The sequence below is a fragment of the Kitasatospora sp. NPDC001119 genome, assembly GCF_053598475.1.
This window is the reverse complement of the sequence record NZ_JBSFKI010000001.1, coordinates 1-24,940: the sequence shown is the minus strand read 5'-3', so window position 1 is coordinate 24,940 and position 24,940 is coordinate 1. Positions and strand designations below refer to the sequence as shown.

Here is a 24,940-nt window from a genome sequence, read left to right as displayed (position 1 = left end):
TGCGCCGCTGTTAACTTCCTTCCCGAGCCCGACGGCAGCAACGGTGCGGTCGGCACGAGGCAGCCATTATGCGCCTGTCTCGGAACATCTCGGGCACCCCCACCCTCCCTAGGAGTTCTCATGCGGCGTGGCATCGCGGCCTCTGCCCTCGTTGTGGCCCTCGCGGTCTCGATGGCTGCCTGTGGCAGCAGCGGCTCCAGCTCCGACGGCAAGGCCGACGGGCCGGTCACCCTCACGTACTGGGACACGTCGAACGCCACCAACGAGGCGCCGAACTACCAGGAGCTCGTCAAGAAGTTCGAGGCTGCGAACCCGACCGTCAAGGTCGACTTCGTCAACGTGCCGTTCGACCAGGCGCAGAACAAGCTGCAGACCGCCATGGGGGCCAAGGGTGCTCCGGACGTGTTCCGCTCCGAGGTCGGCTGGACCGCCGCCTTCGCCAAGGCCGGCTTCCTGGAGCCGCTGGACGGCACCCCGGCCGCCGCCGACACCTCCGCCTTCCAGCCGAGCCTGATCCAGCAGGCCAAGTACGAGGGCAAGCTGTACGGCGTTCCGCTGGTGACCGACACGCTCGGCCTGCTCTACAACAAGGAGCTGTTCACCAAGGCCGGCATCACCGAGGCGCCGAAGACCTGGGACGAGCTGAAGACCGACGCCGCCGCCGTCAAGGAGAAGGCCGGCGTGGACGGCTTCTGGCTGAAGGCCGCGGACGGCTACTACGCGATGCCGTTCCTGTACGGCGAGGGCACCGACACCGTCGACGCCGCCGGCAAGAAGATCAGCGTCGCCTCGCCGGAGGCCGTCAAGGCCGTCGAGACCTACAAGACGATGTTCACCTCGCCCGGCACCGTCAAGGCCGACGTCACCACCGACGCCTACGCCCACATGATGGACGCCTTCAACAGCGGCAAGGTCGCGGCGATCGTCCAGGGCCCCTGGGAGATCACCAACATCTACAAGGGCTCGGCCTTCGCCGACAAGAACAACCTCGGCATCGCCGCCGTCCCGGCCGGCTCCAGCGGCAAGGCCGCCGCTCCCACCGGTGGTCACAACATCGCCGTGTACGCGGGTGCCGACAAGGCCCACAAGGCCGCCGCGGAGAAGTTCGCCGCCTTCATGACCTCGGCCGAGAGCCAGGCGTTCATCGCGCAGAAGAACTCCACCCTGCCGACCCGCTCCGACGCCTTCACCGCCGACGTCAAGGCCGACCCGGGCATCGCCGGCTTCCAGGCCGTGCTGAGCAGCGCCAAGCCGCGCCCCGAACTGCCCGAGTACAGCTCGCTGTTCGCCTCGCTGAGCACCAACCTGGGCAAGGCCGTCCAGGGTACGAGCACCCAGGACGCGCTGAACACCGTCTCCACCGACTACGCCAAGCTCCTGCCGGGCTTCGCCAAGTAGTCCCTGTGCCCGGCCCGCCGGTCGACGGGTGACAGCGGACGAGGAGCGGCCGAACGCGTGACGGCGAACGAATAACAGAGAACAGATTTCATCATCTGTCAGTTGTTCGCCGTCCGCCGTTCGGCGCCGCCCTCACCTGTCGCCCCCCGGAGGGCCGGGCCGTCGGCTCCCCCCGAGAATCCCCCCGAGAAGGTGCAAACGATGTCAGTCGCCGTGCAGGGCGCCACCGGCAAGGGCAGCCGGGAGCGCGAGCAGCGTCCGGGCCTGCTGGAACGCGTCAAGCGCTCCTACGCCAAGCACTGGTACGCCTACGCGATGATCGCCCCGGTCGTGCTGGTGCTCGGCGTGCTGGTGCTCTACCCGCTCGCCGAGGGCATCTGGCTCACCCTCACCGACGCCAACAGCCTCAACATGGCGCGCAAGATCGGCGTCAACGAGATCCCGGCGACCTACCAGTTCGTCGGCTTCCACAACTACGCCGACATCCTGTGGGGCCCGGGCTCGTACGACCGCTTCTGGTCGCACTTCGTCTGGACCATCGCCTGGACGGCCGTCTGCGTCTTCCTGCACTACACCCTCGGGCTCGGCCTCGCGCTGCTGCTCAACCAGAAGCTGCGCGGCCGCGCCGCCTACCGGATGCTGCTCATCCTGCCGTGGGCCGTACCGACCTTCGTCACCGTCTTCTCCTGGCGCCTGATGCTCGCCGACGGCGGCGTCGTCAACAGCATCCTCTCCTTCCTGCACCTGCCCGAGCCGGGCTGGCTCACCGAGCCGTGGGCGCAGAAGGCGGCCGCGATCATGGTGAACACCTGGGCCGGCGTGCCGTTCATGATGATCTCGCTGCTCGGCGGCCTCCAGTCGATCCCGGCCGAGCTGTACGAGGCCGCCGAGATGGACGGCGCCACCGCCTGGCAGCGCTTCCGGTACGTCACCCTGCCCGGCCTGCGCTCCGTCTCCTCCACGGTCGTGCTGCTCGGCGTGATCTGGACGTTCAACCAGTTCAACGTGATCTTCCTGCTGTTCGGCACCGGCGCCCCCGACGCCCAGCTGCTGGTCACCTGGGCGTACCGCCTCGGCTTCGGCCAGATCCCGCGGGACTACGCGCAGTCCGCCGCCTACGGCGTGATCCTGCTGTCCATCCTGATCGTCTTCACCGCCTTCTACCGGCGCTGGCTCGCCCGCAACGAGCAGGCCAACGGCTGAGGCCCCGGACCCAGTTGACCCACGAAGGCAGGTACCCCCGATGAGCACCACCACCGAACTCCCGGCCCGTGCGGCGGCCCCGGCCCCGGCGGCCCGGCCCGCCAAGGTCCGCCGCCGCGGCGAGCGCAGCCCGCTGGCCCGGGCGCTGTCCCACGGCACCCTGATCCTGGCCGGCCTGATCGCGCTGTTCCCGGTCGCGTGGATCCTGTTCGTCTCGCTCGGCCCGGACAAGACCGACTACCTCCACCCCGGCCAGATCCTCGACAAGCTGACGCTGTCGAACTACCAGCACGTGCTGTCCGACACCGACTTCTTCACCTGGTTCGGCAACGCCCTGCTGGTCTCCGGGGTCACCACCGTGTTCGGCGTGATGCTCGCCGCCACCACCGGCTACGCCGTCTCCCGGATGAAGTTCCCCGGGCACAAGCCGCTGATGTGGTCGCTGCTGGTCACCCAGATGTTCCCGATCGCGGTGCTGATCGTGCCGATGTACACGATGCTCTCCGAACTCGGCCTGCTGGACAGCTACACCGGCCTGATCCTGGTCTACTCGACCACCACCGTGCCGTACTGCGCCTGGCTGCTGAAGGGCTACTTCGACACCATCCCGGTGGAGATCGACGAGGCCGGCCGGGTCGACGGGCTCAGCCCGTTCGGCACCTTCTGGCGGCTGGTGCTGCCGCTCGCCCGCCCGGGCCTGGCGGTGGCGGCCTTCTACTCGTTCCTCACCTACTGGGCCGAGGTGCCGTTCGCCTCCACGTTCATGCTCAGCTCCGACAAGTACACGCTGGCCGTGGGCCTGCAGACCTTCGTCAGCGAGCACGACGCCCAGTGGAACCTGATGGCCGCGACCGCCGTGCTGATCGCGATCCCGTCCGCGGCCTTCTTCTACCTGGTGCAGCGCCACCTGGTCACCGGTCTGACCGCCGGCGCCTCCAAGTCGTAGCGCGCCACCGCGTCGTCACGCACCACCCGCAACGCCGCCGCTCCCGACCACGTCGTCACGCGCCTCCACGTCCCGGCGCCTTCCGCTCCTCTAGTCCCCAAGGGATACCGTCCATGACCCAGAACCTGGCCGACACCTCCCGGCCTGCCGCCGACACCGCTCACGAGGCGAACGTCAGCGCGTCCAGAGGCTGGTGGCGGGACGCGGTCATCTACCAGGTGTACCCGCGCAGCTTCGCCGACTCCAACGGCGACGGCATGGGCGACCTGCCCGGCGTCCGCAGCCGCCTGCCCTACCTGCGCGACCTCGGGGTGGACGCGGTCTGGCTCTCGCCGTTCTACGCCTCGCCGCAGGCGGACGCCGGCTACGACGTCGCCGACTACCGCGCCGTGGACCCGATGTTCGGCACCCTGCTGGACGCCGACGCCCTCATCCGGGACGCCCACGACCTGGGCCTGCGGATCATCGTCGACCTCGTCCCCAACCACTCCTCGGACCAGCACGAGTGGTTCCAGCGCGCCCTGCGGGAGGGCCCCGGCTCCCCGCTGCGCGACCGCTACCACTTCCGCCCCGGCAAGGGCGAGCAGGGCGAACTCCCGCCCAACGACTGGGAGTCCATCTTCGGCGGCCCGGCCTGGACCCGCAGCGAGAACCCGGACGGCACCCCCGGCGACTGGTACCTGCACCTGTTCGCCCCGGAGCAGCCCGACTTCAACTGGGAGAACCAGGCCGTCGCCGACGAGTTCCGCTCGATCCTGCGGTTCTGGCTCGACATGGGCGTGGACGGCTTCCGCATCGACGTCGCCCACGGCCTGGTCAAGGCCCCCGGCCTGCCCGACCTCGGCGGCGCCGACCAGCTGAAGCTGCTCGGCAACGACGTCATGCCGTTCTTCGACCAGGACGGCGTGCACGAGATCTACCGCAGCTGGCGCACGATCCTCGACGAGTACCCGGGGCAGCGGATCGGCGTCGCCGAGGCCTGGACCCCGACCGTCCAGCGCACCGCCAACTACGTCCGCCCCGACGAGCTGCACCAGGCCTTCAACTTCCAGTACCTGGGCACCGGTTGGGAGGCCGCCGCGCTGCGCGAGGTGATCGACCTCTCGCTCGACTCGATGCGTCCGGTCGACGCCCCCACCACCTGGGTGCTGTCCAACCACGACGTCACCCGGCACGCCACCCGGTTCGCCAACGAGCCCGGCCTCGGCACCCAGATCCGCACCCCCGGCGACCGGGCGCTCGGCCTGCGCCGCGCCCGCGCCGCCACCCTGCTGATGCTCGCGCTGCCCGGCTCGGCGTACGTCTACCAGGGCGAGGAGCTCGGCCTGCCGGACGTCACCGACCTGCCCGACGAGGTCCGCCAGGACCCGTCCTTCTTCCGCCAGGCCGGCCAGGACGGCTACCGCGACGGCTGCCGCGTCCCGATCCCGTGGTCCGGCACCGAGGCCCCGTACGGCTTCGGCCCGGTGGCCGGCGGGCCGTCCTGGCTGCCGCAGCCGGCCGAGTGGGCCGAGCTGAGCGTCGAGGCGCAGACCGGCGACCCGAACTCCACCCTGGAGCTCTACCGCAGCGCGCTGGCCGTCCGCCGGGCCCAGCCCGACCTCGGCGCCGGCACCGGGGTCGAGTGGCTGGAGAGCCCCGAGGGCACCCTGGCGTTCCGCCGCGGCGCCTTCGTCTGCACCGTGAACACCACCGGCGAGCCGGTGCGGATCGCGGCCCCGGGCACGCTGCTGCTCGCCTCGACCGACCTCGTGGTGGACGGCGGCGAGACGGTGCTCGCTCCGGACAGCACCGGCTGGTGGGCGGTCTGACGTGGTTGGAATAGGCTCTGGGACCGTGACTACGGCGCGACTCTCAGACATCGCGGCGCAGGCGGGGGTCAGCGAAGCCACCGTCTCCCGCGTGCTCAACGGCAAGGCGAACGTTTCCGCCGCCACCCGGCAGACCGTGCTGGCGGCACTCGACGTGCTCGGGTACGAGCGGCCGACCCGCCTTCGCCAGCGCAGCGCCGGGCTGATCGGCCTGATCACGCCGGAGCTCAGCAACCCGATCTTCCCGGCGCTGGCCCAGGTGATCGAGCAGGTGCTCAGCCGGCACGGCTACACCCCGGTGCTGTGCACCCAGACGCCGGGCGGGTCCACCGAGGACGAACTGGTGGACATGCTGGTGGACCGGGGCGTGGCGGGCATCGTCTTCGTCTCCGGCCTGCACGCCGACACCACCGCCGACCACGACCGCTACGCCCGGCTGGCCGGGCGCGGGGTGCCGTTCGTGCTGATCAACGGCTACAGCGAGAAGATCGACGCGCCGTTCATCTCGCCGGACGACCGCGCCGCGATGTGGATGGCCGTCCAGCACCTGGCCGAACTCGGGCACGAGCGGATCGGACTGGCCGTCGGTCAGCGCCGGTACGTACCGGTGCTGCGCAAGATCGAGGGCTTCACGGCGGCGATGCGCGAGGTGCTCGGGCTCGGCCGGGAGGAGGCCGAGAACCTCGTCCACCACACGCTGTTCAGCGTGGAGGGCGGGCACGCGGCGGCCGGCGCGCTGCTCGACAAGGGCTGCACGGCGATCGTCTGCGGGAGCGACATGATGGCGCTCGGGGCGATCCGGGCGGTGCGGCAGCGCGGGCTGTCGGTGCCGCAGGACGTGTCGGTGGTCGGCTTCGACGACTCTCCGCTGATCGCCTTCACCGAGCCGCCGTTGACCACGATCCGCCAGCCGGTCGAGGCGATGGCCACGGCGGCGGTGGACGCGCTGCTGGAGGAGGTCGGCGGGAACGCCGCCCAGCGCGGCGAGTTCATGTTCCAGCCGGAGCTGGTGATGCGCGGGTCCACCGGGGCCTGCGCGCGCTGAACCCCGGCCGCCACGGCCGTCGGACGGGCCCCGGAGGGCGATCGCTCTCCGGGGCCCGTCGGCGTGCGCGCGGTCGGCCGTCGCGGGCCGTGGCGGGCCGTGCCGGACCGTGGCGGGCCGTGGGGTGGGTCAGCCCTCCTGGGCGGTAGGGCGGTCGGCGGTCAGGCGGTGCCCATCGGCGGCCTCGCCGGTACGGGTCTCGGTGCGGCGGCCGCGGGCCAGGTAGTCGCGCAGAACCAGTTCGACGGCGTCCTGGGGGCTCTTGGTGCCGGAGAGCATCATCGCGTCGATCGCGAGGTTCGCGTCGAGGGTGACGGTGACCTGGGCCATGTGACTCCTCCTCGGGTGCAGAGCAGCAGCATGCCCGCTGGGGCGGCGATCCACCACGGAACGGGGCGGAACCGCGGTCGGGAACGGTCGGGCACGCCGGGGCCCCGGGAACGCCGGAACCCCCGGGGAGGAGCGACCAGACTCTCCCCGGGGGTGGTGGGCGGTCAGCGTTCGGACGACGGCCGACAGCTGACGGATAACAGCTGACAGATGTTGAAAGCTGTCAGCTGTTATCTGTTACCCGTCAGCTGTTACCGGCCGTCCGTCGGCCGTGCGCCGTGGACCGTGCGCCGTCCTCAGACCCGGCCGGCGAAGTCCGGGGCCCAGTTGGCGATGCTCTGCTCGCGGACGCCCGAGCTCGGGTTGGCGGCCTCGACGTACTTGCCGTTGCCGATGTAGATCGCGACGTGGTAGACGCCGGAGTCCTTGCCGTTGTTGGACCAGAACAGCAGGTCGCCCGCCTGGAGGCTGTCCAGCGAGACGTGGGTGCTGGCGGCGGCCTGGTCGGCGGCGACGCGCGGGACGGAGACGCCCGCGGCGCGCAGCGCGGCCTGGGTCAGGCCGGAGCAGTCCCAGCCGCCGTTGCCGGTGCCGCCGTAGACGTACGCCTGACCGACCTTCGACTGGGCGAAGGAGACCGCGGCGGCCATGCTGCCGGTCGCGGCCGGCGCCTGGGTCTGGGTCTGGGTCTGCGTCTGGGGAGCGGGCTTGGTGGCGGGCTTCGCGGCCGGCTTGGTGGACGGCTTGGCGGCCGGGGCCTCGGGCTGCGCGGTCGGCTGGGCGTTCACGGCACCGCCGTTCGCGGACTGGCCGGACTTCTGCGAGCGGTCGAACCAGGTGAAGTCCGAGCCGGACGTGCCGGCGGAGGACTGGCCGGCCCGGGCCTGGCCGTTGCCGCCGAAGGACAGCTGCTGGCCCGGGTAGATGGTGTCCGGACCCTCGGTCAGGGTGCCGCGGTTGAGGTCGTACAGCCGCTGCCAGCCGCCCTGCACCTTGTGCTGGTCGGCGATCGCGGACAGCCAGTCGCCCTCGACGACGGTGTAGTCGCCGCCCTGGGCCTGCTGCTGGCGCTTCTGCACCCAGTCGCTCCGGTTGCCGGAGGCGGCGGAGTCGGTGGAGGCCTGCGCGTCGCCCTGGGCGGGCGCGGCGGGCTTCGCGGCGGGGGTCTGGGGCTGCGCGGGCTCGGCGCTGGGCTTCGCGGCCGGAGCGGCCGGCTTGGCGCTCTGGGCGGGCGCGGCGGGCTTGGCGGCGGTCGAACCCGCCGAGGTGTCAACGGCGGCCGCGGCGCCGCCCTTGGTGAGCCCGGCCTGGACCGAGCAGACCGGCCAGGCGCCGGGGCCCTGCGAGGCGAGGACCTTCTCGGCGACGGCGATCTGCTGGTCCTTGGTGGCCAGGTCGGCGCGGGCCGCGTAGGCCGTGCCGCCGAAGGCGGACCAGGTGCTGGAGGTGAACTGGAGGCCGCCGTAGAAGCCGTTGCCGGTGTTGATGCTCCAGTTGCCGCCGCTCTCGCACTGGGCGACCTTGTCCCAGGTGGCGACGGAGGCGGCCGAGGCGGTGCCGGTGGTGAGGCAGGGGACGGTGAGGCCGACGCCCGCGACGCCGAGGGCGGCGATCACGCGACGGGTACGGCCGGACAGACGGGTGCCGTTGGTGGGCAGCATGAAGACGTGGTCCTCTCCCACGCCTGCGAGGTGAGCTGTCGGATTCGGGCTGGAGTTGCCCGGCCGTGCGGTGAGCACGGCTTCACCCCTAGCCCTGGACCGTTCCGGAGAGCGGTCCGGGGCGACTTACCTGTGGGTCCCCCGCTCCTGCCGTGGTGCGTTTTCGCGCTTCCAGGACATCCGACGGCAGGACTCGGCGTTGCGGATGACCGGGTTCGTGTGGTCACGAACGGGGAGCACGTTAATCAGACTTAAGTTCAAACTGCAAACCACTGTGATGTGCATCACGGTTTAGTGGAAACTGCCAAAATTGCCACTCACCATGATCGTAAATGATCGTTTTCAGGCAATGCTGTTGTGGAAGCCGACAACTGGCTCCGCCTCAGGAGTGGCGTGACGGTGCGTCGAATCGCGGAGTGGCGCACTCCGGCGGGTGGGGGAGCGGTCGCGATCGGCGCATGTGAATCCACGCTCCCTATTTCCTTTCAAATAGCGCCAGAACGGACATTCCCCTTCATTGCCGGGTGACTCCCGTACGGGACGGACGGGGTGGGGGAAGTACACGGAAGGGCCCGGAACGCGATGCGTTCCGGGCCCTTCCGTGCGCGCGAACCCGCGCGCGGTGTCCTTATCGTCCGCCAGGCCCCTCGGCGGCCGCGTGGGCGCCACGGGAGCCCTCCACGACCCCCTCGGCCTCGGCGGCGGCCGCCGCCTCCGCCTCGGCCCGTGCCAGGTCCTCCGGGGACGGCGTGGGCAGCGCGGCCAGGTAGGTGGAGGCGATCAGCTGGCCGACCGACGGGTAGGCGCCCAGCGGCGCGGCCGACGGGCAGCCGGTCTCCTCGGCGGCGGTGGCGAGCAGCTCGGAGTCCGCCTCCGGGCCGATCACCAGCGGGGCCAGCGCCGGGCGCTGCGAGCCGGTGTCCTTGAGGTGGTTGACGGCCGCGGCCACCGAGCCGGGCACGTCGAGCGCGGCGGCGACGACCGGCACGGCCAGCCGGGCGGCCAGCAGCACGCCGGTGATGCCGGCCGCGGCGGCCGCGTCCTCGCCGCCGACGGTGGTCAGCACCACGCCGTCCGCGGCGGTCGCGATGGCGAACAGTCGGGCGCGGTCGGCCCGGGCCAGCCCGGCCTCGGAGAGCCGGACGTGCACGGCCTCGGCCAGCAGCGGGTGCGGGCCCAGCGGGTCGGTGACGGGCGCGCCGTACTCGGCGGCGAGCGCGTGAAGCCCGGTCAGGAAGGTGTGCGGGCCGGGCACCAGCGGCACCAGGACGGGCATCGGCCGCCCGGCCTCGGCGGCCAGGGCCAGCAGCTCGGCCACGGTGCGGTCCTCGCCGCTCGCGCCCGCCGCACCGTCACCGGGGAGGTAGCCGACGGCCGTCTGGACGCCGTTCTGCTCGGTGCGGACGATCGAGAGCAGCTCCTCGACGACCGAGCGGGACTCGGGCCCGGCGGTCGCGGGCACGGCGAGCACCAGGGCCGGGGCGCCGGCCGGGATCTCGGGGCGCTCGGGACGACGGTGGCGCCCCCGCGCACGGGAGCCTGGAGTACGGACGGGCAGTGGCGCGCCCGGAATGGCTGCGGTGCTCATGCCGGAGATCGTAGGACATCGGCCCGTCCGGCTTGCAGTCGGCTGCCGTACGGGTTTCGCGTGCTCGCGGTACGGACCCGGTGCGTCTCCGGCGCCGGTCCGGGCGCTTTGCCTACAATCCGGACATTCTTCGCCCAACCCCCGCATGGTGGCCGGTGCTTGTCCCGACGCGATCCGAGGGGGCGGGCGTTGCACCCGGGGCGCGTGAGATGTCTCACAGCATGAGCCCGGATTGACGGAGGGTCACGGGCGGGCGACTCCCGGCATTCGAAGATCAACATTCAGCGGGGAGGTGCTCACGGCCGGTTATCGCGGGCTCGACGATTCATCGGCTATGTCCGTTTACGTACCGTCAGGGGAAGGGCCCGTGAAGAGTTCGCGGCTGCGGGTAAAAGGCCTCGTGCACCTGCAATGTCCCGTGCTGATGCACGTGCACTGCGGCTATCATCACGTCAAGTGAGGCGTTGTGCCGGACCGGTACGGGGCCGGTCCGTTCGTTTCGGCGGTGCCGGGGGCGCCGCGCTGGACGACAACTCCGGAGCTCTTCGGGAGATTTCTATGCACGACTCGCAGGACACGCACGGCTCGTACGACACCTACAACGGGATGGCCGCCGCCGATCTCCAGGGGGTGGTCTGGCAGAAGAGCCGGCACAGCAACTCCCAGGGCAACTGCGTCGAGTTCGCGGCCCTGCCGGGCGGCGATGTGGCGATGCGCAACTCGCGGTTCCCGGACGGCCCCGCCCTCATCTACACCCGGGCCGAGATCTCCGCCCTGCTGCTGGGGGCGAAGGACGGGGAGTTCGACCACCTGGCGGTCTGACCGGCCGCCGTGCTCCATCATCGGGGGGCCGTCGTGGGTGCCGACACCACGACGGCCTTTGTCTTTGTCTCCTCCGGATGTCTTCGCTCCGGAGGTCTCTCCCGCATCCGTCCGGCCGCCCGGCCCGCCCGGCCGCGCTGAGCCGCTCGCGGTTCCGTGGTGCCGGAGGCTCTCGACGGGGCCTGCTGGAAGCGCCCGGGGTGCGGTCCTCCCGGGGTGTCCGTCGACCGGCCGCGCGCCGTCCGGCGCGGGGTCCGTCCCGAAGGCAGGGCTCCTCCGGAGCGCAGGGCCTGTCCCGGGGTCAGGGCTCGTCCGGAACGCCGGGCCCGCTCGGAGCACGGGGCCCGCTGGGAGTACAGGACCCGCTCGGAGCGCGGGGCCCGTCCTAGGCCGAGCGCCGATGCCGTCCGCCGACGTCGACGGGACCGTCGAGCGGTGAGCGGCCGCCGAGCCCGGGGTGTCCGTCCAGCGGGGAACCGCCGACCGACTCGGCCTCGAACATCGCCCAGACCACCTTGCCGCTGCCCAGCGGGTGCCAGCCCCAGGAGCGGCTGAACGACTCCACCAGGTGCAGCCCGCGGCCCGATTCGGCGACGAAGTCGGCCTCCCGGGCGACCGGGCCGGTGCTGCTCGGATCGCTCACCGCGCAGACCACCTGGGGTGCGCGGTGCACCAGGCTTATTCGGATCGGCAGCCGGCCGTCCGCGGTCGGCTTCATGGGAAAGTCGTACTCGCCCAGGGCGCCGCCCGACGGGTCGGGCCGTGCGCCGATCGCATGCCGGAGCGCGTTGGTCACGAGTTCCGAGGCCACCAGCGCGACGTCGTCGAACAGTTCCGTCAGGCCCCAGAGCTGGAGCGTGCTCCGAGCGAAGTCCCGCGCGGTTCTGACGGCTTCGAAGCGAGGAGCGAGCGTACAGGTGACCACATGGGGGTCAACCGCCAAAGCCGTACCGGTGCTCATGAAGAGCTCCTCCCATAAGGGGGCGGACACGGCTGGACCCGCCGGGGTCATGCCGGTCACCTCCGACTCGCTCGGCCGCTCGGCCGCCCCCTCGACCAGGCGCGCGCGCACTCGAACGCCCGATGACGCGGGGGACGCCGTCGGGTCGGTGCACGGAGTCGCGCGTGGGGTCGACGCGGAGCCCGCGGGATTGCCAGGGATGTGCAGGTGCACGTGCACCATGGTGGTGTGCGCTCACTGCAGATGCAAGAGTCGATTCACGTGCAGTCGCACTATTGGCATATGCAAGCGCCGAATGCACGTGCATCCTGGTGCGTGGAGTGCAGAACTGATAGGAACATCCGTCAGTATCGGCACCGTGAGCGCTCAACTGATGGCAGACTGTGCGCTGTTTGCCCTAGGTGGAGGTTTCGACCGCATGACCACAGTTCAGCCGGGCGGCGGCTCGATGGTCCGCCGGATCCTCCTCGGCTCGCAGCTGCGCCGCCTGCGTGAGGCGCGCGGCATCACCCGCGAGGACGCGGGCTACGCGATCCGGGCCTCCGAGTCCAAGATCAGCCGCATGGAACTCGGCCGCGTCAGCTTCAAGGAGCGCGACGTCGCCGACCTGCTCAGCCTGTACGGCGTGGACGACGGCATCGAGCGGGAAGCCCTGCTCGGCCTCGTCCGCGAGGCCAACAAGTCCGGCTGGTGGCACAGCTTCAACGACGTGCTGCCGGGCTGGTTCCAGACCTACGTCGGCCTGGAGGAGGCCGCCCAGCTCATCCGCACCTACGAGGTGCAGTTCATCCCCGGACTGCTGCAGTCCGAGGAGTACGCACGGGCGGTTTTCGGCCAGAGTCGGCCGGTCATCAGCGAGGAGGAGGTCGAACGGCGGGTCAGCCTCCGGCTGCGCCGTCAGAAACTGCTGACCGAGGGGGCCAGCCCGCGCCTGTGGGCGGTCATCGACGAGGCCGCGCTGCGCCGGCCGGTCGGCGGGCCCCAGGTGATGCGCGGTCAGGTGCAGTACCTGATCGACGTCGCCGAGCAGGCCAACGTGGTGATCCAGGTCATGCCGTTCCGGTTCGGCGCGCACGCGGGCGAGTCCGGGGCGTTCACGATCCTGCGCTTCCCGGAGCAGGACCTCGCGGACGTGGTCTACCTGGAGCAGCTCACCAGCGCGCTCTACCTGGACAAGCGCGACGACGTCGACGCCTACATCCAGGTCATGGAGCGGCTCTGCGTGGACAGTCTCACGCCGGAGCGCACGATAGACCTGCTCGCCTCGATCCTGAAGGAACGCTGAGCCGCTGCCGTCCGGGGCCTGTGAGATCCCTCCCTCGCGAGGCCCCCGGCAGTCGGTCCGCCAGGCCGCCCACCCGCCGTCAGTCGCGGGCCGGCGGCCTCTCGCGTTCCGGCGGGGACGGTTGCGGCGGGCGGCCCAGCTCCCAGGCCAGGTCGTAGCGGCGGAAGAGGTCGGCCCGGATCGGCGCCAGCGGGATCTCGGCGCCCGGCAGCAGCACCCCGATGCAGCCGCCCATCAGCGCACTGCGCAGGACGGCGTGCTCGGCGACCGGGTCGGGCGCGCCCCAGTCGAGCAGCAGCCCCTGGAGCAGGGCCCCGAGCTGCTGCTGCTCCGGGTCCTGGACGAAGGCGCCGGTGTCCGGGTCGAGGATCAGTGCCAGGTGCGAGCGCATCACCCGGGGGTGGTCCAGCGCCAGCCCCAGCACGGTGTCGATCGCCCGGGCCAGCCGGGCGTTCGGCGAGGAACCGGGTGCCAGTTCGGCCAAGGCGCAGGCCAGCGACTGGTGCATCATCCGGTGCGTCGCGGACTGCATCAGCAGCCGTTTGCCGTCGAAGTAGTACGAGAGCAGCCCGCGGGCGAGCCCGGCCCGCTCGGCGATGTCCGTCAGCGTGGTGCCCGCGTATCCGCGCTGGTCAACCAGCTCGACGGTGGCCCGCATGATGCGTCGGCGGGAGCGTTGCCGCATCTCCTCATTGACCGAATCCCCGCGAGGTGCCATCGTGTCTGCTCCGAACGTTCGTTGGCTGCCAGCCAATATACTTGCGGAGCCGACAGCCGCACCGAGGAACCGTGCCCCGAGGGGCGCTGCCCGGGCGGCCGCCACGAAGACGGCCGGCTCCACCAACACGGGGGTTTGGTGGAGCCGGCGCCACGGCCCGACGGCCCGGAGATCGGCCGCGGGCGGGGCCCGGGGTCAGCGCTCGGTCAGGACTTCGGCGCGGGCCGCGGTCGACCCGGCTGATGAGTAATCATAATCCGGCACCGGCGCGGGAGTTGAGGCGCGGCGCCGGTCCACCAGGGCGCCGGCCGCCGCGACCACCAGGCCGACCAGGGCGACCATCGTGACGAACAGCAGCGCCGGCCGGTAGCCGTCCAGCTGGGCCTGCGGGCTGTCGCCGCCCGCGCTGCCGGCCGTGATCATCGCGGTCGCTCCGGCCAGGACCACCGCGGTGCCGACCTGGATCGCGGTGTTCACCAGGCCCGAGGCCAGGCCCTGCTCCTCGTCGCCCACGCCGTCGGTGGCGGCGATGTTCACCGAGGGGAAGGCGAAGGCGAAGCCCACGCCGAGCAGCAGCATCGAGGGCAGCACCAGGCCGGGGTACGAGCTGTGCTCGTCCAGCCGCAGGAACAGCGCGAAGGCGGCGACCAGCGAGAGCAGGCCGATCGGCAGCAGCCGCCCGGTGCCGAAGCGGTCCACGATCGGGCCCATGAAGGGCGCCGAGAGCGCGATGAGGGCCGCGGCGGGGAGCAGGCCGAGGGCCATCTCCAGGGCCGACCAGCCGAGCAGGTGCTGGAGGTAGAGGGTGACCACGAACTGGAAGCCGCCGTAGGCGCCGGTCATCGCGAAGGCGACCACGTTGGCCCGGGCGACCGAACCGTTGCGGAAGATGCCGAGCCGGACCAGCGGGTGCGCGGCGCGGCTCTCCACCCGCAGGAAGGCGGCGGCCAGCAGGGCGACGACGAGCATCGAGCCGAGCGTGCGCGCGCTCAGCCAGCCGGCGCCCTGGGCCTCGGTGACGGTGAAGACCAGCAGCAGAACGGTCGCGGTGCCGGTGATCGCGCCCAGCGCGTCGTAGCCGCCCTTGGCGCGCTCCTCGACCGGGCGGGGGAGCAGCCGGACGGCGAAGACCAGCGCGAGCAGCGCGACCGGGACGGGCATCAGGAAGGTCCAGCGCCAGCCGACCGAGGTGAGCAGGCCGCTGAGCACCAGGCCGAGCGAGAAGCCGCTGGCACCGCAGGTGGTGTAGATCGACAGGGCGCGGTTGCGGGCCGGGCCCGCCGCGAAGGTCGTGGTGATGATCGACAGGCCGGCCGGGGCGGTGAAGGCGGCGCTGACGCCCTTGAGGAAGCGGGCCGCGATCAGCAGGCCGCCGTCGTCGACCAGGCCACCGACCAGTGAGGCGGCGGCGAAGACGCCCAGGGCGACCAGGAACACCCGGCGGCGGCCGAGCAGGTCGGCGGCGCGTCCGCCGAGCAGCAGCAGACCGCCGTAACCGAGCACGTAGCCGGAGACCACCCACTGCAGGGTGGAGGTGGACAGGTGCAGGTCGGAGCCGATGGACGGGAGGGCGACGCCCACCATGGAGACGTCCAGGGCGTCCAGGAACATGGCGGCGCAGAGCACGATCAGGGTGCCCCAGAGGCGGGGAGTCCAGTGCGGCCCGCTGGTTGACGGGGCATCGGGTGATGGGACGGTCGCGGTGGTCATGGGGAGGACAGTACATGCACATGCATTCAATGCAAGTGAATTAGATGTGAACGCAATAATTGTCGATGCACGTGCTAGGGTGGCGGCGTGGCTGAACTCGACTCCCCGGCGGAGACCGGTCTCGTCGCGCAGTGGCGCGAGCTGCTGGCCCGGCACGCTGCCGCTGCCTGCATGCTCGACCGCGAGCTGGGCGACCGGTACGGGCTGGGCATGAGCGAGTTCGAGGTGCTGGAGCGCCTCGTCGAGGAGTGCGGGGGCGGCGGCGGGCCCGCGGTGCGGGTGAGCGAACTGGCCCACACCGTCCACCTGAGCCAGAGCGCGCTCTCCCGGCTGATCGCCCGCCTGGAGAAGGCCGGACTGGTCACCCGGGCGATGTGCGAGAGCGACCGGCGGGGCGTCGTGCTCACCCTCACCGAGGCCGGGCGGGAACGGTACGAGCAGGCCAGGCCGCTCCACCGCCAGGTGCTGGAGCTGACCCTCGGCGGCGGACTCGGGCCGGCCTGCGGATCGTCCACCGACTGACGGATCGATTTTCCGGCTGACGGAACGTCAAGAACCCCTGGCTGAAGCCGGGTTGGCCTCAGAGCAGCGAGTGCAGCCCCGGCGCGGCGGCCAGCAGGACGACCACGGCGGGCGCGGCGAGCGCCCCGACGGTGAGCCGCAGCCGGTGCGGGGCGGAGAGCCGCGGACGGCCCGCGAGCAGCCGGTCGACCCGCTTCGGGGACTGCGCCAGGCCGGGCGGACAGGAGCCGAACACCCCGCGGTCCAGGTTGAGTTCGGCCAGCGCCAGGGCGGTGGTGTGCCGGCCGTGCCGACGGGCGGCCCGGTCGTCGGCGGCCAGCTCGACCAGCTCCGCCACCTGGTCCCGGAAGGCGCTGAACACGCCGACCCCGGGGAAGCCGGAGGCGAGCGCCTGGGCGAACTGCTGGAGCCAGTGGTGCCGGGCCCGGACGTGGCCGCGCTCATGGCTCAGCACGGCCGCCAGCTCCCGGTCGGTCAGCTGCCGGAGGGCGCCGGTGGTGACCACCAGCCGGGAGTCCGGTCCGGGCAGCGACCATGCCTCCGGGCGGACGTTCTCCAGGACCACCAGCCGCTCCCGGCGGCTCCGGTCGCTCTCGATGCTGTCCGGCAACTCGGGTGCGCGGGTGGCCAGTTGGGCGTGCCGGCGGCTGCGCAGCGCCTTGGCCGTGCGGACCTCGCGGGTGAGCGCCAACACCGTCTGCACCCCGCCCGCGGCCAGTGCCGCGGCGCACAGCCGGCCCCAGCCCTCGGCCTCCTGGAGGCCGTACGCCGCCTCCACGCCGTGCGGCGCGCCGCGGAACAGCAGCGCGCGCAGCTCCGGCAGGGCGGCGGAGGCCGCCAGGAGGAGGCCCAGCGCACAGCAGAGCAGGACGGCCACCACCAGGCACTGCCACACCAGCAGTGCCAGCACCGGTTCGCGCTCCGCCCAGCGGGCCCGGGCCAGCAGCCGGGGCGCGACGGTCGAGAGCAGCAGGCCGAGCAGCAGCAGGCCGATCAGGGCAGGCATCGATGGGCTCCCCGAGTACGCACGGAACGCGACAACGCGCTCCCCGCCAACCTATGCGCTGGCGACGTCCGGTGGAACGGCTTTCGTCCGGCCAGTGACCAACGCCACGCCCGGACGGGGGCCTTGGGGCGCCGGAGGTCGTGGCGTGCGGCCGTCACATGGTCAGGAGCATGGCGAACATGCCGATCCCCATGGTGAGTCGGCAGGCCTGTGGCAGACCGGTGGTGCCGACCGCGAGGGCGCCCGCCGGGGTGCGCAGCAGCCGGCTGCCGGTCCAGAGGGTGTACCCGCCGAAGTAGAGGAGGAGCACCCCGGTCAGCACCGGAAGGCCCAGGGCGGCGGCTTGGTGGTGCCCGTGGCCGGAGGCGCCGGCCATCGCGAGGGCCATGTACGTCATGGCGAGCGCGCCGACCGCGTGGTGCAGGCGGTGCGCCCGCCCGGCCGGGGCGTGGACGGCGGCGAGCAGGAAGGCGGCGGCGGGGAGGCCGAAGAGCCCGGCCCAGACGGCGGCCGGGACGGTGGCGCCGGTGACGGCCATCGCGGCCATGCCGAGCCCCATCAGGGCCTCGGCGGCGTCGGACTCGCGGGCGAGCGGCCGGTGTGCGCCGCCCGGGGCGCAGGGGGAGTGGCGCAGCCGGGTCAGGCAGGAGGTGCCCGCGCCGGCGGCGAGGAGGGCGAGGAGCCAGTTGACCAGGGCGGGTCCGTGCAACGGAGGCCTCCCGGGGCGGTGGGCGACGGGGCGGCGGGCGGCGAACAGATGACAACGGACAGCGGTCAGCGAACAGATGATGAAATCTGTCGGCTGTCAGTTGTCACCCGTCGGCTGTCGCCCGTGCGCCGCCCCCGTGCGCGGCGACGGACGTCCGGTCCACGATCACCGCACCCGGCCGGGCGTGGCCAGGGCGCGTACGGGGGCGCACAGTGGTGCCCGTCCTCGCGAAAGCCCTGGCCGCACGCCTGCCGCACGCCCACCGCACGCCTCGTGGCAAACCCCGGCCGCATAGCGCGGTGCCCGCCGGACGGGCGTGCCCGCTCAGCCCTGGAGCCGCCCCGAGGCGACCACCCGGCTGAGGAACTGCCGGGTGCGCTCCTCCCGCGGGTCGCCGAACACCTGCTCCGGCGGCCCCTGTTCGAGCACCACCCCGCCGTCCAGGAAGCAGACCCGGTCGGCGACCTCGCGGGCGAAGCCCATCTCGTGGGTGGAGAGGACCATCGTCATCCCCTGCTCCTTGAGGTCCCGCACCACCGACAGCACCTCGCCGACCAGCACCGGGTCGAGCGCCGCGGTGATCTCGTCCAGGAGCAGCAGCCGCGGCCCGGTGGCCAGCGCGCGCACGATGGCGACCCGCTGCTGCTGCCCGCCGGACAGCCGGTCCGGGTACTCCTTCGCCTTGGCCGCCAGCCCGAGCCGGTCGAGCAGTTCCAGCGCCCGCGCCTCCGCCTCGGCCCGGGCGACCCGGTGCACCCGGCGCGGCGCGAGCGTGATGTTCTCCAGCACCGTCAGATGCGGGAACAGGTTGTACGACTGGAACACCACGCCGATCCGGCGCCGTACGGCGTCCTCGTCCGCGCGCGGATCGGTGATCTCCTCACCGTCCAGGAAGATCGCCCCGTCGTCGATCCCCTCCAGCAGGTTGACGCAGCGCATCAGCGTGGACTTGCCGGAGCCGGACGCTCCGATCAGCGCCGTCACCGAGTGCTCGGCCACGGCGAGGTCCACGTCGCGCAGCACCACCTGGTCGCCGAAGGTCTTGCGCACCGACTCCAGCCGGAGCACCTCGCTCGACGTCACACCGCACCTCCCTGCAGCTGGCGGCGGTTCATCCGGGTGGTCAGCCAGTCGGCGAACCGGGTCAACGGAATGGTCAGCACGATGAACACCAGCCCCGCCACCAGGTACGGCGTGAAGTTGAAGGACCGGGCCGCGATGATCTTCGCCGCGTACACCGCGTCGATCGCCCCGCCGATCGAGACCAGCCCGGTGTCCTTCTGGAGGCTCACCAGGTTGTTGAGCAGCGGCGGCACCACCCGGCGGACGGCCTGCGGCAGCACCACGTACCGCATCGCCTGCGCGTTGGTCAGCCCCAGCGACCGGGCCGCGGCGCGCTGGCTCGGGTGCACCGACTCGATGCCGGAGCGGAACACCTCGGAGACGTACGCGGAGTACGTCAGCACCAGCGCTGCCCCGCCCAGCAGCAGCGGATCGGTGGTCACCCCGGTAAGCCGCAGCGCCGGCACCCCGGTGATCATCACCAGCAGGCAGATGATCATCGGCAGCCCGAGGAAGAAGTCCACGTACGCGGTGGCCAGCAGCCGCACCGGCAGGAAGACCGGCCCGCGCAGCGTCCGCAGCACCGCGAGCAGCAGTCCGAACACCAGGATCAGCGCCCCGCAGCCGAGCATCAGCTCCAGGTTCAGCCGCAGCCCCTTCAGCACCTCGGGCAGTGCCTGGCGGGCGTAGTCGAGGTTGAAGAAGGTCCGCCGGGTCACCTCCCAGCCGGGGGAGTTGACGACCAGCAGGTAGAGCACGACGGCCGTCGCCAGGGTCGACGCGGTGGCGATCAGCGCCGAGCGGCGGGCCCGGGAGCGCCGGTAGGCCTCGTGCGCCAGCCGCCGCTCGGACGGGCGGTAGCCGTCCTCCGCGGCCGGCGTCCCGGTCCGCGCCGCCGGGGCCTTGGCGAGGTCCACCGAGCCCTCCCGGCCCGACGATTCCCCGCCCGACGACTCCCCGCTCGGCCGGGGGCCCAGGTCAGCACTCACTTCAGCACCGGTGCCGAGACGGCGTCGGAGAGCCACTGCTTCTCCAGCTTCGCCAGCGTGCCGTCGGCGCGCAGCGCGTCCACCGCCTGGGAGACGCAGCCGGTCAGCTTGGAGCCCTTGTCCAGCACCAGGCCGAACTGCTCGGCCCGCGAGGACACCTCGAACTGGCCGACCACCTGGGCCTCCGGCACCTCGGCGCCGGTGATGTAGAAGGCGGTCGGCAGGTCCACCACCAGCGCTTCGATCTGGCCGTTCTTCAGCGCCGCCTTGGCCAGGTCGTTGGAGTCGAAGACGGCCGGCTGGGTGCTCGGCTTGATGGTGTCGGTGATGGTGTCCAGGCTCGTGGTGCCGACCTGCGCGCCGAGCTTGGCGCCCTTGAGGTCGGCGATGCTCCTGGCCCCCGCCGCCTTGGAGTTCTTCAGCGCGATGACGGTCTGGCGCACGTCGTAGTAACCGGAGGAGAAGTCCACCGCCTGCTTGCGCTCGTCGCTGACGGACACCTGGTTGATGTCGAAGTCGAAGTCCTTGGCACCCGGCGAGGTCGCCTTGTTGAACGGCGCCACCACCCAGCTGACCTTCTCCTTCGGGTAGCCGAGCTTCTCGGCGACCGCGTAGGCCACGGCGGACTCGAAGCCCTTGCCGTTCTCCGGCTTGTCCTCGGTGAACCACGGGTCGTACGCGGGCTTGTCGGTGCCGACGGTCAGCGTCCCGGCGGTACGCGTGGCCAGCGCCCCCGGCGCGCAGCCCGCCGCCGTCCCGGCCGCGCCCGAGGCGCCCGGGGCGGCGTCGGACTTCGAGTCCTGCGGCGCGCAGGCGGTCAGCACGGCCGCGGCGGCGACCAGCGCGGCGATGGGCAGTACGGCGGACGGCTTGCGGAGGGTCATGACGGGGCTCCAGGGAAAGGACCGGCGGGACGGAAGGAAGGTGAGGGGCACGGGAGGGCGCGACGGGCGGCCCGCATCCCGGCGGGTCACTTCCCCCCGGTGGCGGCGCCGGAACACACGCGGCATGGTCGGCGTACGGGCCCGCGTCCGCGGCGCCCCCCGAGCCGGACCGGCGGCAGCCGGGTCGGCGGCAGGCCGGTCAACAACAGCGGCGACAGCGGCAGCAGAGGCCGCGCGCGCGACAGCGACGGCAGACGTGCCGACGGGAGGGCGCCCGGAACGGGCTGTCGTGGCGTACGGCCACCGTGATCACCGCCGGGAGCATGCGGGGAGGTTCGCATCAGAACGGCGCATCTGTCCAGAACATCCAGATCACTGTCCACATGCCGGACAACCCGCCTCTCGCCGAAGGTTTCCGCGCCGGAGCGGTGGTGCGCCGGAACTTTGCCCGTCCGGCCCCCCTTGAACGGGAGAACCTTTCGTACTTATGGTGTTCCCGTTGAAATAACTCCTGTCGAAGTGAGTCCACGATGCAGAATCTTTCGCCAAGGCTCGCTGTGGCGGCCGACGCCCCGGTCTCGACCCTCGCCGGCCACCCGGCCTGGCTGCGCCTGAAGGAGGCCGTCGAGACGCTGCGCCCGCTCCAGTCGAAGGACGGCTCGATCGACCTGGCCGCCGTCCAGCGGCACACGGTCGACCCGCTGGTCGCGACCGTCCGCGCCGCTGTCCAGGAGCTCGCTCCGAACTTCCCGCACGACGCCGCCTACCTGGCCGCCGTCGACGCGGACCTCGCCAAGTGGGCCGACACCGGCTACCGCGAGCCCGACTTCCTGGACTCGCTCCTCGCCTTCCAGCCCGCCGCCCAGCGCGAGGACGGGCTGGAGCACCTGGTCGTCTTCCCGATGTACACCCAGAACGGCAACCCGGACCGCAACCTGGAAGCCGTCCTGCTGAGCGTCGTGTGGCCCGACTGGCTGGCCGAGCTGGAGCGCACCCGCTTCGACAACCCGATGTTCGTGCCGATCACCTTCACGGACTTCACCGCCGGCTACGACACCAACTCCGCCGTGCTCTTCCCCGAGACGGTCTCCGTGCGCAAGGCGCCGGAACGATTCACCTGGGGCGGCATCTTCTGCGACCGCGAGGCCGCGCGCTTCCGCGCCGTCACCACCAGCGCCGTCCAGCAGCTCGGCCTGGAGATCCCGGCCGACGCCGAGGGCCTGCTCCAGGACCAGCAGCGCGCGCAGGAGACCTTCGTCCTGTGGGACCTGGTCCACGACCGCACCCACAGCCACGGCGACCTGCCGTTCGACCCCTTCATGATCAAGCAGCGCAGCCCGTTCTGGATGTACGGCCTGGAGGAGCTCCGCTGCGACCTCACCACCTTCAAGGAGGCGGTGCAGCTGGAGACCGAGGGCAACCCGCACGCCCGCGACGTCCAGTACGCGGTCCTCTTCGACCGCCTGTTCCGCTTCCCGGTCTCCGGCGACCGGGTGCGCAACTACGACGGCCTCGGCGGCCAGCTGCTCTTCGCCTACCTGCACAAGCACGACGCGCTGCGCTGGCGCGACAACCGCCTCAGCATCGACTGGGAGCGCGCCCAGCAGGTCACCAACGCGCTCTGCGCCGAGATCGAGACCCTCTACCGCGACGGCATCGACCGGCCGAAGCCGGCCCACTGGATCGCCGCGTACGAGCTGGTCTCCCGCTACCTCACCCCGCACCCGGCCTCCACCTGGGCGAAGGGCTCCGAGGCCCTGCCGCTCGACATCACCGACGGCAAGGCCCTCAACAAGGCCCTCTGCGACGCCGTGCTCCCGGACGAGTTCCCGCTGAGCATGTTCTACGAGGCCCTCAACAAGAAGCTGAGCGGCGTCATCGCCGCCACCGCCGGCATCACCGGCGCCGGGATCCAGGGAGCCGCCGCGTGACCACCTCCACCAACGCCCCGCTGGCCGGCAAGGTCATCGCCGTCGCCGGAGCCAGCGGCCCGGCCGGCCGCGCCGTGCTGCGCCGCCTCACCGCCGACGGCGCCACCGTGATCGGCGCCGACATCGACGCCCAGCGCCTGGAGTCCGCGCTGGACGCCACCCGGGTGGCCGTCCGCGGGGCCAAGGTCAGCGGCCAGGTGATCGACCTGCTCGACCCCCAGGAGGTCCACGACTGGGCCGACCACCTGGAGTCCGAGCACGGCCACGTCGACGGCCTGTTCCACCTGGTCGGCGGCTGGCGCGGCGGCAAGACCTTCTTCGACACCCGGCTGGACGACTGGGACTTCCTGCACGACACCGTCGTGCGCACCCTCCAGCACACCTCGCTGGCCTTCCAGCCCGCGCTGGTCCGCAGCACCGCCGGCCGCTACGCGATGATCTCCGCCGCGGCCGCGCACAAGCCCACCGCCGGCGGCGCCGCCTACGCGGCCGCCAAGGCCGCCACCGAGGCGTGGACCCTCGCCATGGCCGACTCCTTCAAGAAGGAGACCACCGCCCCCGACGGCGAGCCCACCGCGGCGGCTGCGATCCTGGTCATCAAGGCGCTGGTCAGTCCCGAAATGCGGGCCGAGAAGCCGGAGGCGAAGTTCGCCGGCTTCACCGACACCGCCGACCTCGCCGGACACCTGGCGGGCCTCTGGGACCGCCCCGCAGCAGAACTGAACGGACAGCACCTGTGGCTGACAGCCCGATGACCGACCTCACCCGTACGGACGCGGTACGGCGGCACGACCCCGCCGTCCGCGGCTTCGCCAGCGACAACTACGCCGGCGTGCACCCGGAGGTCCTCGCCGCGATAGCCCTCGCCAACGGCGGCCACCAGATCGCCTACGGCGAGGACGACTACACGGCCCACCTCCAGGACGTCTTCCGCCGCCACTTCGGCGACAAGGCCGAGGCCTACCCCGTCTTCAACGGCACTGGCGCCAACGTGGTCGCCCTCCAGGCCCTGCTCCCGCGCTGGGGCGCGGTGGTCTGCGCCGAGTCCGCCCACATCCACGTGGACGAGGGCGGCGCCCCGGAGAAGATGGGCGGCATCAAGCTGCTCACCGTCCCCACCCCGGACGGCAAGCTCACCCCCGAGCTGCTCGACCAGCAGGCCTGGGGCTTCGGCGACGAGCACCGCGCGCAGCCGCTCGCGGTCTCCATCACCCAGAGCACCGAGCTCGGCACCCTCTACACCGCCGACGAGATCCGCGCGATCACCGAGCACGCCCACCAGCTGGGCATGCTCGTCCACGTGGACGGCTCCCGCCTGGCCAACGCCGCCGCCTCGCTCGGCCAGCCGCTGCGCGCCTTCACCACCGACGTGGGCGTCGACGTGCTCTCCTTCGGCGGGACGAAGAACGGCCTGCTGTTCGGCGAGGTCGTGGTGGTGCTCAACCCGGAGCGGGTTCGCAACATCACGTACCTGCGCAAGACCTCGATGCAGCTCGCCTCGAAGATGCGCTTCGTCTCGGTCCAGTTCGAGGCCCTGCTCTCCGGCGACCTCTACCTGCGCAACGCCGGCCACGCCAACGCGATGGCCAGCCGCCTGGAGGCCGCGGTCCGGAAGATCGACGGCGTCGAGGTGGTCCGCCCGGCCCAGGCGAACGCGGTGTTCGCGATCCTCCCGCGCGAGGTGAGCGAGCGGCTCCAGAAGCGCTACCGCTTCTACTTCTGGAACGAGCACACCGGCGAGGTCCGCTGGATGTGCGCCTTCGACACCACGGAGGCCGACATCGACGCCTTCGCGGCGGCCATCGCCGAGGAGATGGGCCGCGCCTGACGGTGCTCGAACGACGGATCGTCCCGTCCCGCGACAGCGGGGCGGGACGATTTGCATGTGGCGGGCCGGTGCCCGTACAGTTCCGGAGTCGCCGCGGGAGACCGGGGCGGCAAAGCGGAAAGTGAATCCGATGAATGAAACTCCGGAAAACGGAGCGGAAAGCGTCTGATAAGCTGGAAACACGAAAGAACGAAGCCCGGAGGGTCCGCTGGAAGGCGGTCCGAAGGAAGCGTCCGTTCCTTGAGAACTCAACAGCGTGCCAAAAGTCAACGCCAGATATGTTGACATCCCCGGCCTCGGTCATTGCGACTGTGGTTGGAGATTCCTTTTGAAACAAACACTAGCGAGGACGCAGTGCGCGGGGCCGCCCTATTCCGGTGGTTGCCGTGCCGCTCAACGCGGGTGTGGACCGGCCCTGCTTGATTGTTGGGGCCGAGTAAACATTCACGGAGAGTTTGATCCTGGCTCAGGACGAACGCTGGCGGCGTGCTTAACACATGCAAGTCGAACGGTGAAGCCCTTCGGGGTGGA

At 71.6% G+C, this 24,940-nt stretch carries 22 protein-coding genes, 1 rRNA gene and 1 riboswitch; of the genes, 12 read left to right on the top strand and 11 right to left on the bottom strand.

Features of this window, described 5'->3' with window-relative positions:
• Window positions 1-120 precede the first annotated feature (120 nt).
• The 5 genes from ACWDD9_RS00115 to ACWDD9_RS00095 all read left to right on the top strand — a co-directional run bounded on the left by ACWDD9_RS00115 (window position 121) and on the right by ACWDD9_RS00095 (window position 6,403).
• Complete coding sequence (locus ACWDD9_RS00115) at window positions 121-1,398, top strand: extracellular solute-binding protein (RefSeq protein ID WP_074004381.1); 1,278 nt, start codon at window positions 121-123, stop codon at window positions 1,396-1,398.
• Between the two features lie 201 nt (window positions 1,399-1,599).
• Window positions 1,600-2,601, top strand: a complete 1,002-nt coding sequence (locus ACWDD9_RS00110) for a carbohydrate ABC transporter permease (RefSeq protein ID WP_049650566.1) — start codon at window positions 1,600-1,602, stop codon at window positions 2,599-2,601.
• 40 nt (window positions 2,602-2,641) lie between these two features.
• A complete protein-coding gene (locus tag ACWDD9_RS00105) occupies window positions 2,642-3,547 on the top strand; it encodes a sugar ABC transporter permease (protein WP_049650565.1) in 906 nt (301 codons plus the stop codon).
• A gap of 113 nt (window positions 3,548-3,660) precedes the next feature.
• A complete protein-coding gene (locus ACWDD9_RS00100; protein ID WP_049650564.1) occupies window positions 3,661-5,358 on the top strand; it encodes a glycoside hydrolase family 13 protein in 1,698 nt (565 codons plus the stop codon).
• Between the two features lie 25 nt (window positions 5,359-5,383).
• Window positions 5,384-6,403 carry a LacI family DNA-binding transcriptional regulator gene (locus ACWDD9_RS00095; protein WP_181970866.1) on the top strand — a complete coding sequence of 340 codons (1,020 nt, stop codon included), beginning with the start codon at window positions 5,384-5,386 and terminating at the stop codon, window positions 6,401-6,403.
• A gap of 129 nt (window positions 6,404-6,532) precedes the next feature.
• On the opposite strand, the gene ACWDD9_RS00090 is transcribed toward ACWDD9_RS00095, so the two are convergent.
• From ACWDD9_RS00090 to ACWDD9_RS00080, 3 genes are all read right to left on the bottom strand, one after another.
• Window positions 6,533-6,733 (bottom strand): hypothetical protein, encoded by a 201-nt coding sequence (locus tag ACWDD9_RS00090; protein WP_117492512.1) that lies wholly within the window; start codon window positions 6,731-6,733, stop codon window positions 6,533-6,535.
• Between the two features lie 296 nt (window positions 6,734-7,029).
• A complete protein-coding gene (locus ACWDD9_RS00085; protein ID WP_449810370.1) occupies window positions 7,030-8,415 on the bottom strand; it encodes a transglycosylase family protein in 1,386 nt (461 codons plus the stop codon).
• Window positions 8,402-8,572: riboswitch (cyclic di-AMP (ydaO/yuaA leader) on the bottom strand. It overlaps the preceding gene by 14 nt.
• 450 nt (window positions 8,573-9,022) lie before the next feature.
• Window positions 9,023-9,982 carry a hypothetical protein gene (locus tag ACWDD9_RS00080; RefSeq protein ID WP_234348297.1) on the bottom strand — a complete coding sequence of 320 codons (960 nt, stop codon included), beginning with the start codon at window positions 9,980-9,982 and terminating at the stop codon, window positions 9,023-9,025.
• Window positions 9,983-10,540: 558 nt separating this feature from the next.
• On the opposite strand from ACWDD9_RS00080, the gene ACWDD9_RS00075 reads away from it, so the two are divergent.
• Entirely contained in the window at window positions 10,541-10,804 is a 264-nt protein-coding gene (locus ACWDD9_RS00075; RefSeq protein WP_074004386.1) for a DUF397 domain-containing protein, read from the top strand.
• Between the two features lie 385 nt (window positions 10,805-11,189).
• Here ACWDD9_RS00075 and ACWDD9_RS00070 read toward each other — a convergent pair whose 3' ends face one another.
• Window positions 11,190-11,765 carry an ATP-binding protein gene (locus ACWDD9_RS00070; protein ID WP_241853036.1) on the bottom strand — a complete coding sequence of 192 codons (576 nt, stop codon included), beginning with the start codon at window positions 11,763-11,765 and terminating at the stop codon, window positions 11,190-11,192.
• 418 nt (window positions 11,766-12,183) lie between these two features.
• Here ACWDD9_RS00070 and ACWDD9_RS00065 point away from each other — a divergent pair, with 418 nt between their 5' ends.
• Entirely contained in the window at window positions 12,184-13,050 is an 867-nt protein-coding gene (locus ACWDD9_RS00065) for a helix-turn-helix domain-containing protein (protein WP_049650560.1), read from the top strand.
• A gap of 79 nt (window positions 13,051-13,129) precedes the next feature.
• Here ACWDD9_RS00065 and ACWDD9_RS00060 read toward each other — a convergent pair whose 3' ends face one another.
• Both ACWDD9_RS00060 and ACWDD9_RS00055 read right to left on the bottom strand, forming a co-directional pair.
• The gene (locus ACWDD9_RS00060; RefSeq protein ID WP_049650559.1) at window positions 13,130-13,735 is read right to left on the bottom strand and encodes a TetR/AcrR family transcriptional regulator; all 606 of its coding nucleotides are present in this window, start codon (window positions 13,733-13,735) and stop codon (window positions 13,130-13,132) included.
• A gap of 228 nt (window positions 13,736-13,963) precedes the next feature.
• Window positions 13,964-15,478: an MFS transporter gene (locus ACWDD9_RS00055; protein ID WP_449810369.1), complete on the bottom strand. Its 1,515-nt coding sequence runs from the start codon at window positions 15,476-15,478 to the stop codon at window positions 13,964-13,966.
• A gap of 87 nt (window positions 15,479-15,565) precedes the next feature.
• Between ACWDD9_RS00055 and ACWDD9_RS00050 the strand changes: the two genes are divergently transcribed.
• A complete protein-coding gene (locus ACWDD9_RS00050; RefSeq protein WP_049650557.1) occupies window positions 15,566-16,000 on the top strand; it encodes a MarR family winged helix-turn-helix transcriptional regulator in 435 nt (144 codons plus the stop codon).
• 58 nt (window positions 16,001-16,058) lie between these two features.
• On the opposite strand, the gene ACWDD9_RS00045 is transcribed toward ACWDD9_RS00050, so the two are convergent.
• From ACWDD9_RS00045 to ACWDD9_RS00025, 5 genes are all read right to left on the bottom strand, one after another.
• Window positions 16,059-17,006, bottom strand: coding sequence for a M56 family metallopeptidase (locus tag ACWDD9_RS00045; protein WP_449810368.1), 948 nt, complete (start codon window positions 17,004-17,006; stop codon window positions 16,059-16,061).
• 154 nt (window positions 17,007-17,160) lie between these two features.
• A complete protein-coding gene (locus ACWDD9_RS00040) occupies window positions 17,161-17,715 on the bottom strand; it encodes a DUF5134 domain-containing protein (RefSeq protein WP_449810367.1) in 555 nt (184 codons plus the stop codon).
• 324 nt (window positions 17,716-18,039) lie between these two features.
• On the bottom strand, window positions 18,040-18,798 hold the full coding sequence (locus ACWDD9_RS00035) for an amino acid ABC transporter ATP-binding protein (RefSeq protein ID WP_049650554.1): 759 nt from the start codon (window positions 18,796-18,798) through the stop codon (window positions 18,040-18,042).
• A complete protein-coding gene (locus tag ACWDD9_RS00030) occupies window positions 18,795-19,694 on the bottom strand; it encodes an amino acid ABC transporter permease (RefSeq protein ID WP_117492502.1) in 900 nt (299 codons plus the stop codon). Before ACWDD9_RS00030 ends, ACWDD9_RS00035 begins: the two co-directional genes overlap by 4 nt.
• A gap of 68 nt (window positions 19,695-19,762) precedes the next feature.
• On the bottom strand, window positions 19,763-20,650 hold the full coding sequence (locus ACWDD9_RS00025) for an ABC transporter substrate-binding protein (protein WP_449810366.1): 888 nt from the start codon (window positions 20,648-20,650) through the stop codon (window positions 19,763-19,765).
• Between the two features lie 530 nt (window positions 20,651-21,180).
• Between ACWDD9_RS00025 and ACWDD9_RS00020 the strand changes: the two genes are divergently transcribed.
• From ACWDD9_RS00020 to ACWDD9_RS00005, 4 genes are all read left to right on the top strand, one after another.
• Window positions 21,181-22,581: a DUF6421 family protein gene (locus ACWDD9_RS00020; RefSeq protein WP_049650551.1), complete on the top strand. Its 1,401-nt coding sequence runs from the start codon at window positions 21,181-21,183 to the stop codon at window positions 22,579-22,581.
• On the top strand, window positions 22,578-23,336 hold the full coding sequence (locus ACWDD9_RS00015) for an SDR family NAD(P)-dependent oxidoreductase (protein ID WP_079272480.1): 759 nt from the start codon (window positions 22,578-22,580) through the stop codon (window positions 23,334-23,336). Before ACWDD9_RS00020 ends, ACWDD9_RS00015 begins: the two co-directional genes overlap by 4 nt.
• Window positions 23,333-24,409: a threonine aldolase family protein gene (locus tag ACWDD9_RS00010; RefSeq protein ID WP_049650550.1), complete on the top strand. Its 1,077-nt coding sequence runs from the start codon at window positions 23,333-23,335 to the stop codon at window positions 24,407-24,409. Before ACWDD9_RS00015 ends, ACWDD9_RS00010 begins: the two co-directional genes overlap by 4 nt.
• 443 nt (window positions 24,410-24,852) lie before the next feature.
• A 16S ribosomal RNA gene (locus ACWDD9_RS00005) occupies window positions 24,853-24,940 on the top strand; the annotation flags it as partial.

Bases quoted from the DNA above. Each gene is read 5' to 3' on its own strand.
- ACWDD9_RS00020 (WP_049650551.1), top strand. From the start codon at position 21,181: ATGCAGAATCTTTCGCCAAGGCTCGCTGTGGCGGCCGACGCCCCGGTC.
- ACWDD9_RS00060 (WP_049650559.1), bottom strand. From the start codon at position 13,735: ATGCGGCAACGCTCCCGCCGACGCATCATGCGGGCCACCGTCGAGCTG.
- ACWDD9_RS00045 (WP_449810368.1), bottom strand. From the start codon at position 17,006: ATGCCTGCCCTGATCGGCCTGCTGCTGCTCGGCCTGCTGCTCTCGACC.
- ACWDD9_RS00055 (WP_449810369.1), bottom strand. From the start codon at position 15,478: ATGACCACCGCGACCGTCCCATCACCCGATGCCCCGTCAACCAGCGGG.
- ACWDD9_RS00090 (WP_117492512.1), bottom strand. From the start codon at position 6,733: ATGGCCCAGGTCACCGTCACCCTCGACGCGAACCTCGCGATCGACGCG.
- ACWDD9_RS00110 (WP_049650566.1), top strand. From the start codon at position 1,600: ATGTCAGTCGCCGTGCAGGGCGCCACCGGCAAGGGCAGCCGGGAGCGC.
- ACWDD9_RS00070 (WP_241853036.1), bottom strand. From the start codon at position 11,765: ATGAGCACCGGTACGGCTTTGGCGGTTGACCCCCATGTGGTCACCTGT.
- ACWDD9_RS00025 (WP_449810366.1), bottom strand. From the start codon at position 20,650: ATGACCCTCCGCAAGCCGTCCGCCGTACTGCCCATCGCCGCGCTGGTC.
- ACWDD9_RS00105 (WP_049650565.1), top strand. From the start codon at position 2,642: ATGAGCACCACCACCGAACTCCCGGCCCGTGCGGCGGCCCCGGCCCCG.
- ACWDD9_RS00065 (WP_049650560.1), top strand. From the start codon at position 12,184: ATGACCACAGTTCAGCCGGGCGGCGGCTCGATGGTCCGCCGGATCCTC.
- ACWDD9_RS00010 (WP_049650550.1), top strand. From the start codon at position 23,333: ATGACCGACCTCACCCGTACGGACGCGGTACGGCGGCACGACCCCGCC.
- ACWDD9_RS00115 (WP_074004381.1), top strand. From the start codon at position 121: ATGCGGCGTGGCATCGCGGCCTCTGCCCTCGTTGTGGCCCTCGCGGTC.
- ACWDD9_RS00100 (WP_049650564.1), top strand. From the start codon at position 3,661: ATGACCCAGAACCTGGCCGACACCTCCCGGCCTGCCGCCGACACCGCT.
- ACWDD9_RS00075 (WP_074004386.1), top strand. From the start codon at position 10,541: ATGCACGACTCGCAGGACACGCACGGCTCGTACGACACCTACAACGGG.
- ACWDD9_RS00080 (WP_234348297.1), bottom strand. From the start codon at position 9,982: ATGAGCACCGCAGCCATTCCGGGCGCGCCACTGCCCGTCCGTACTCCA.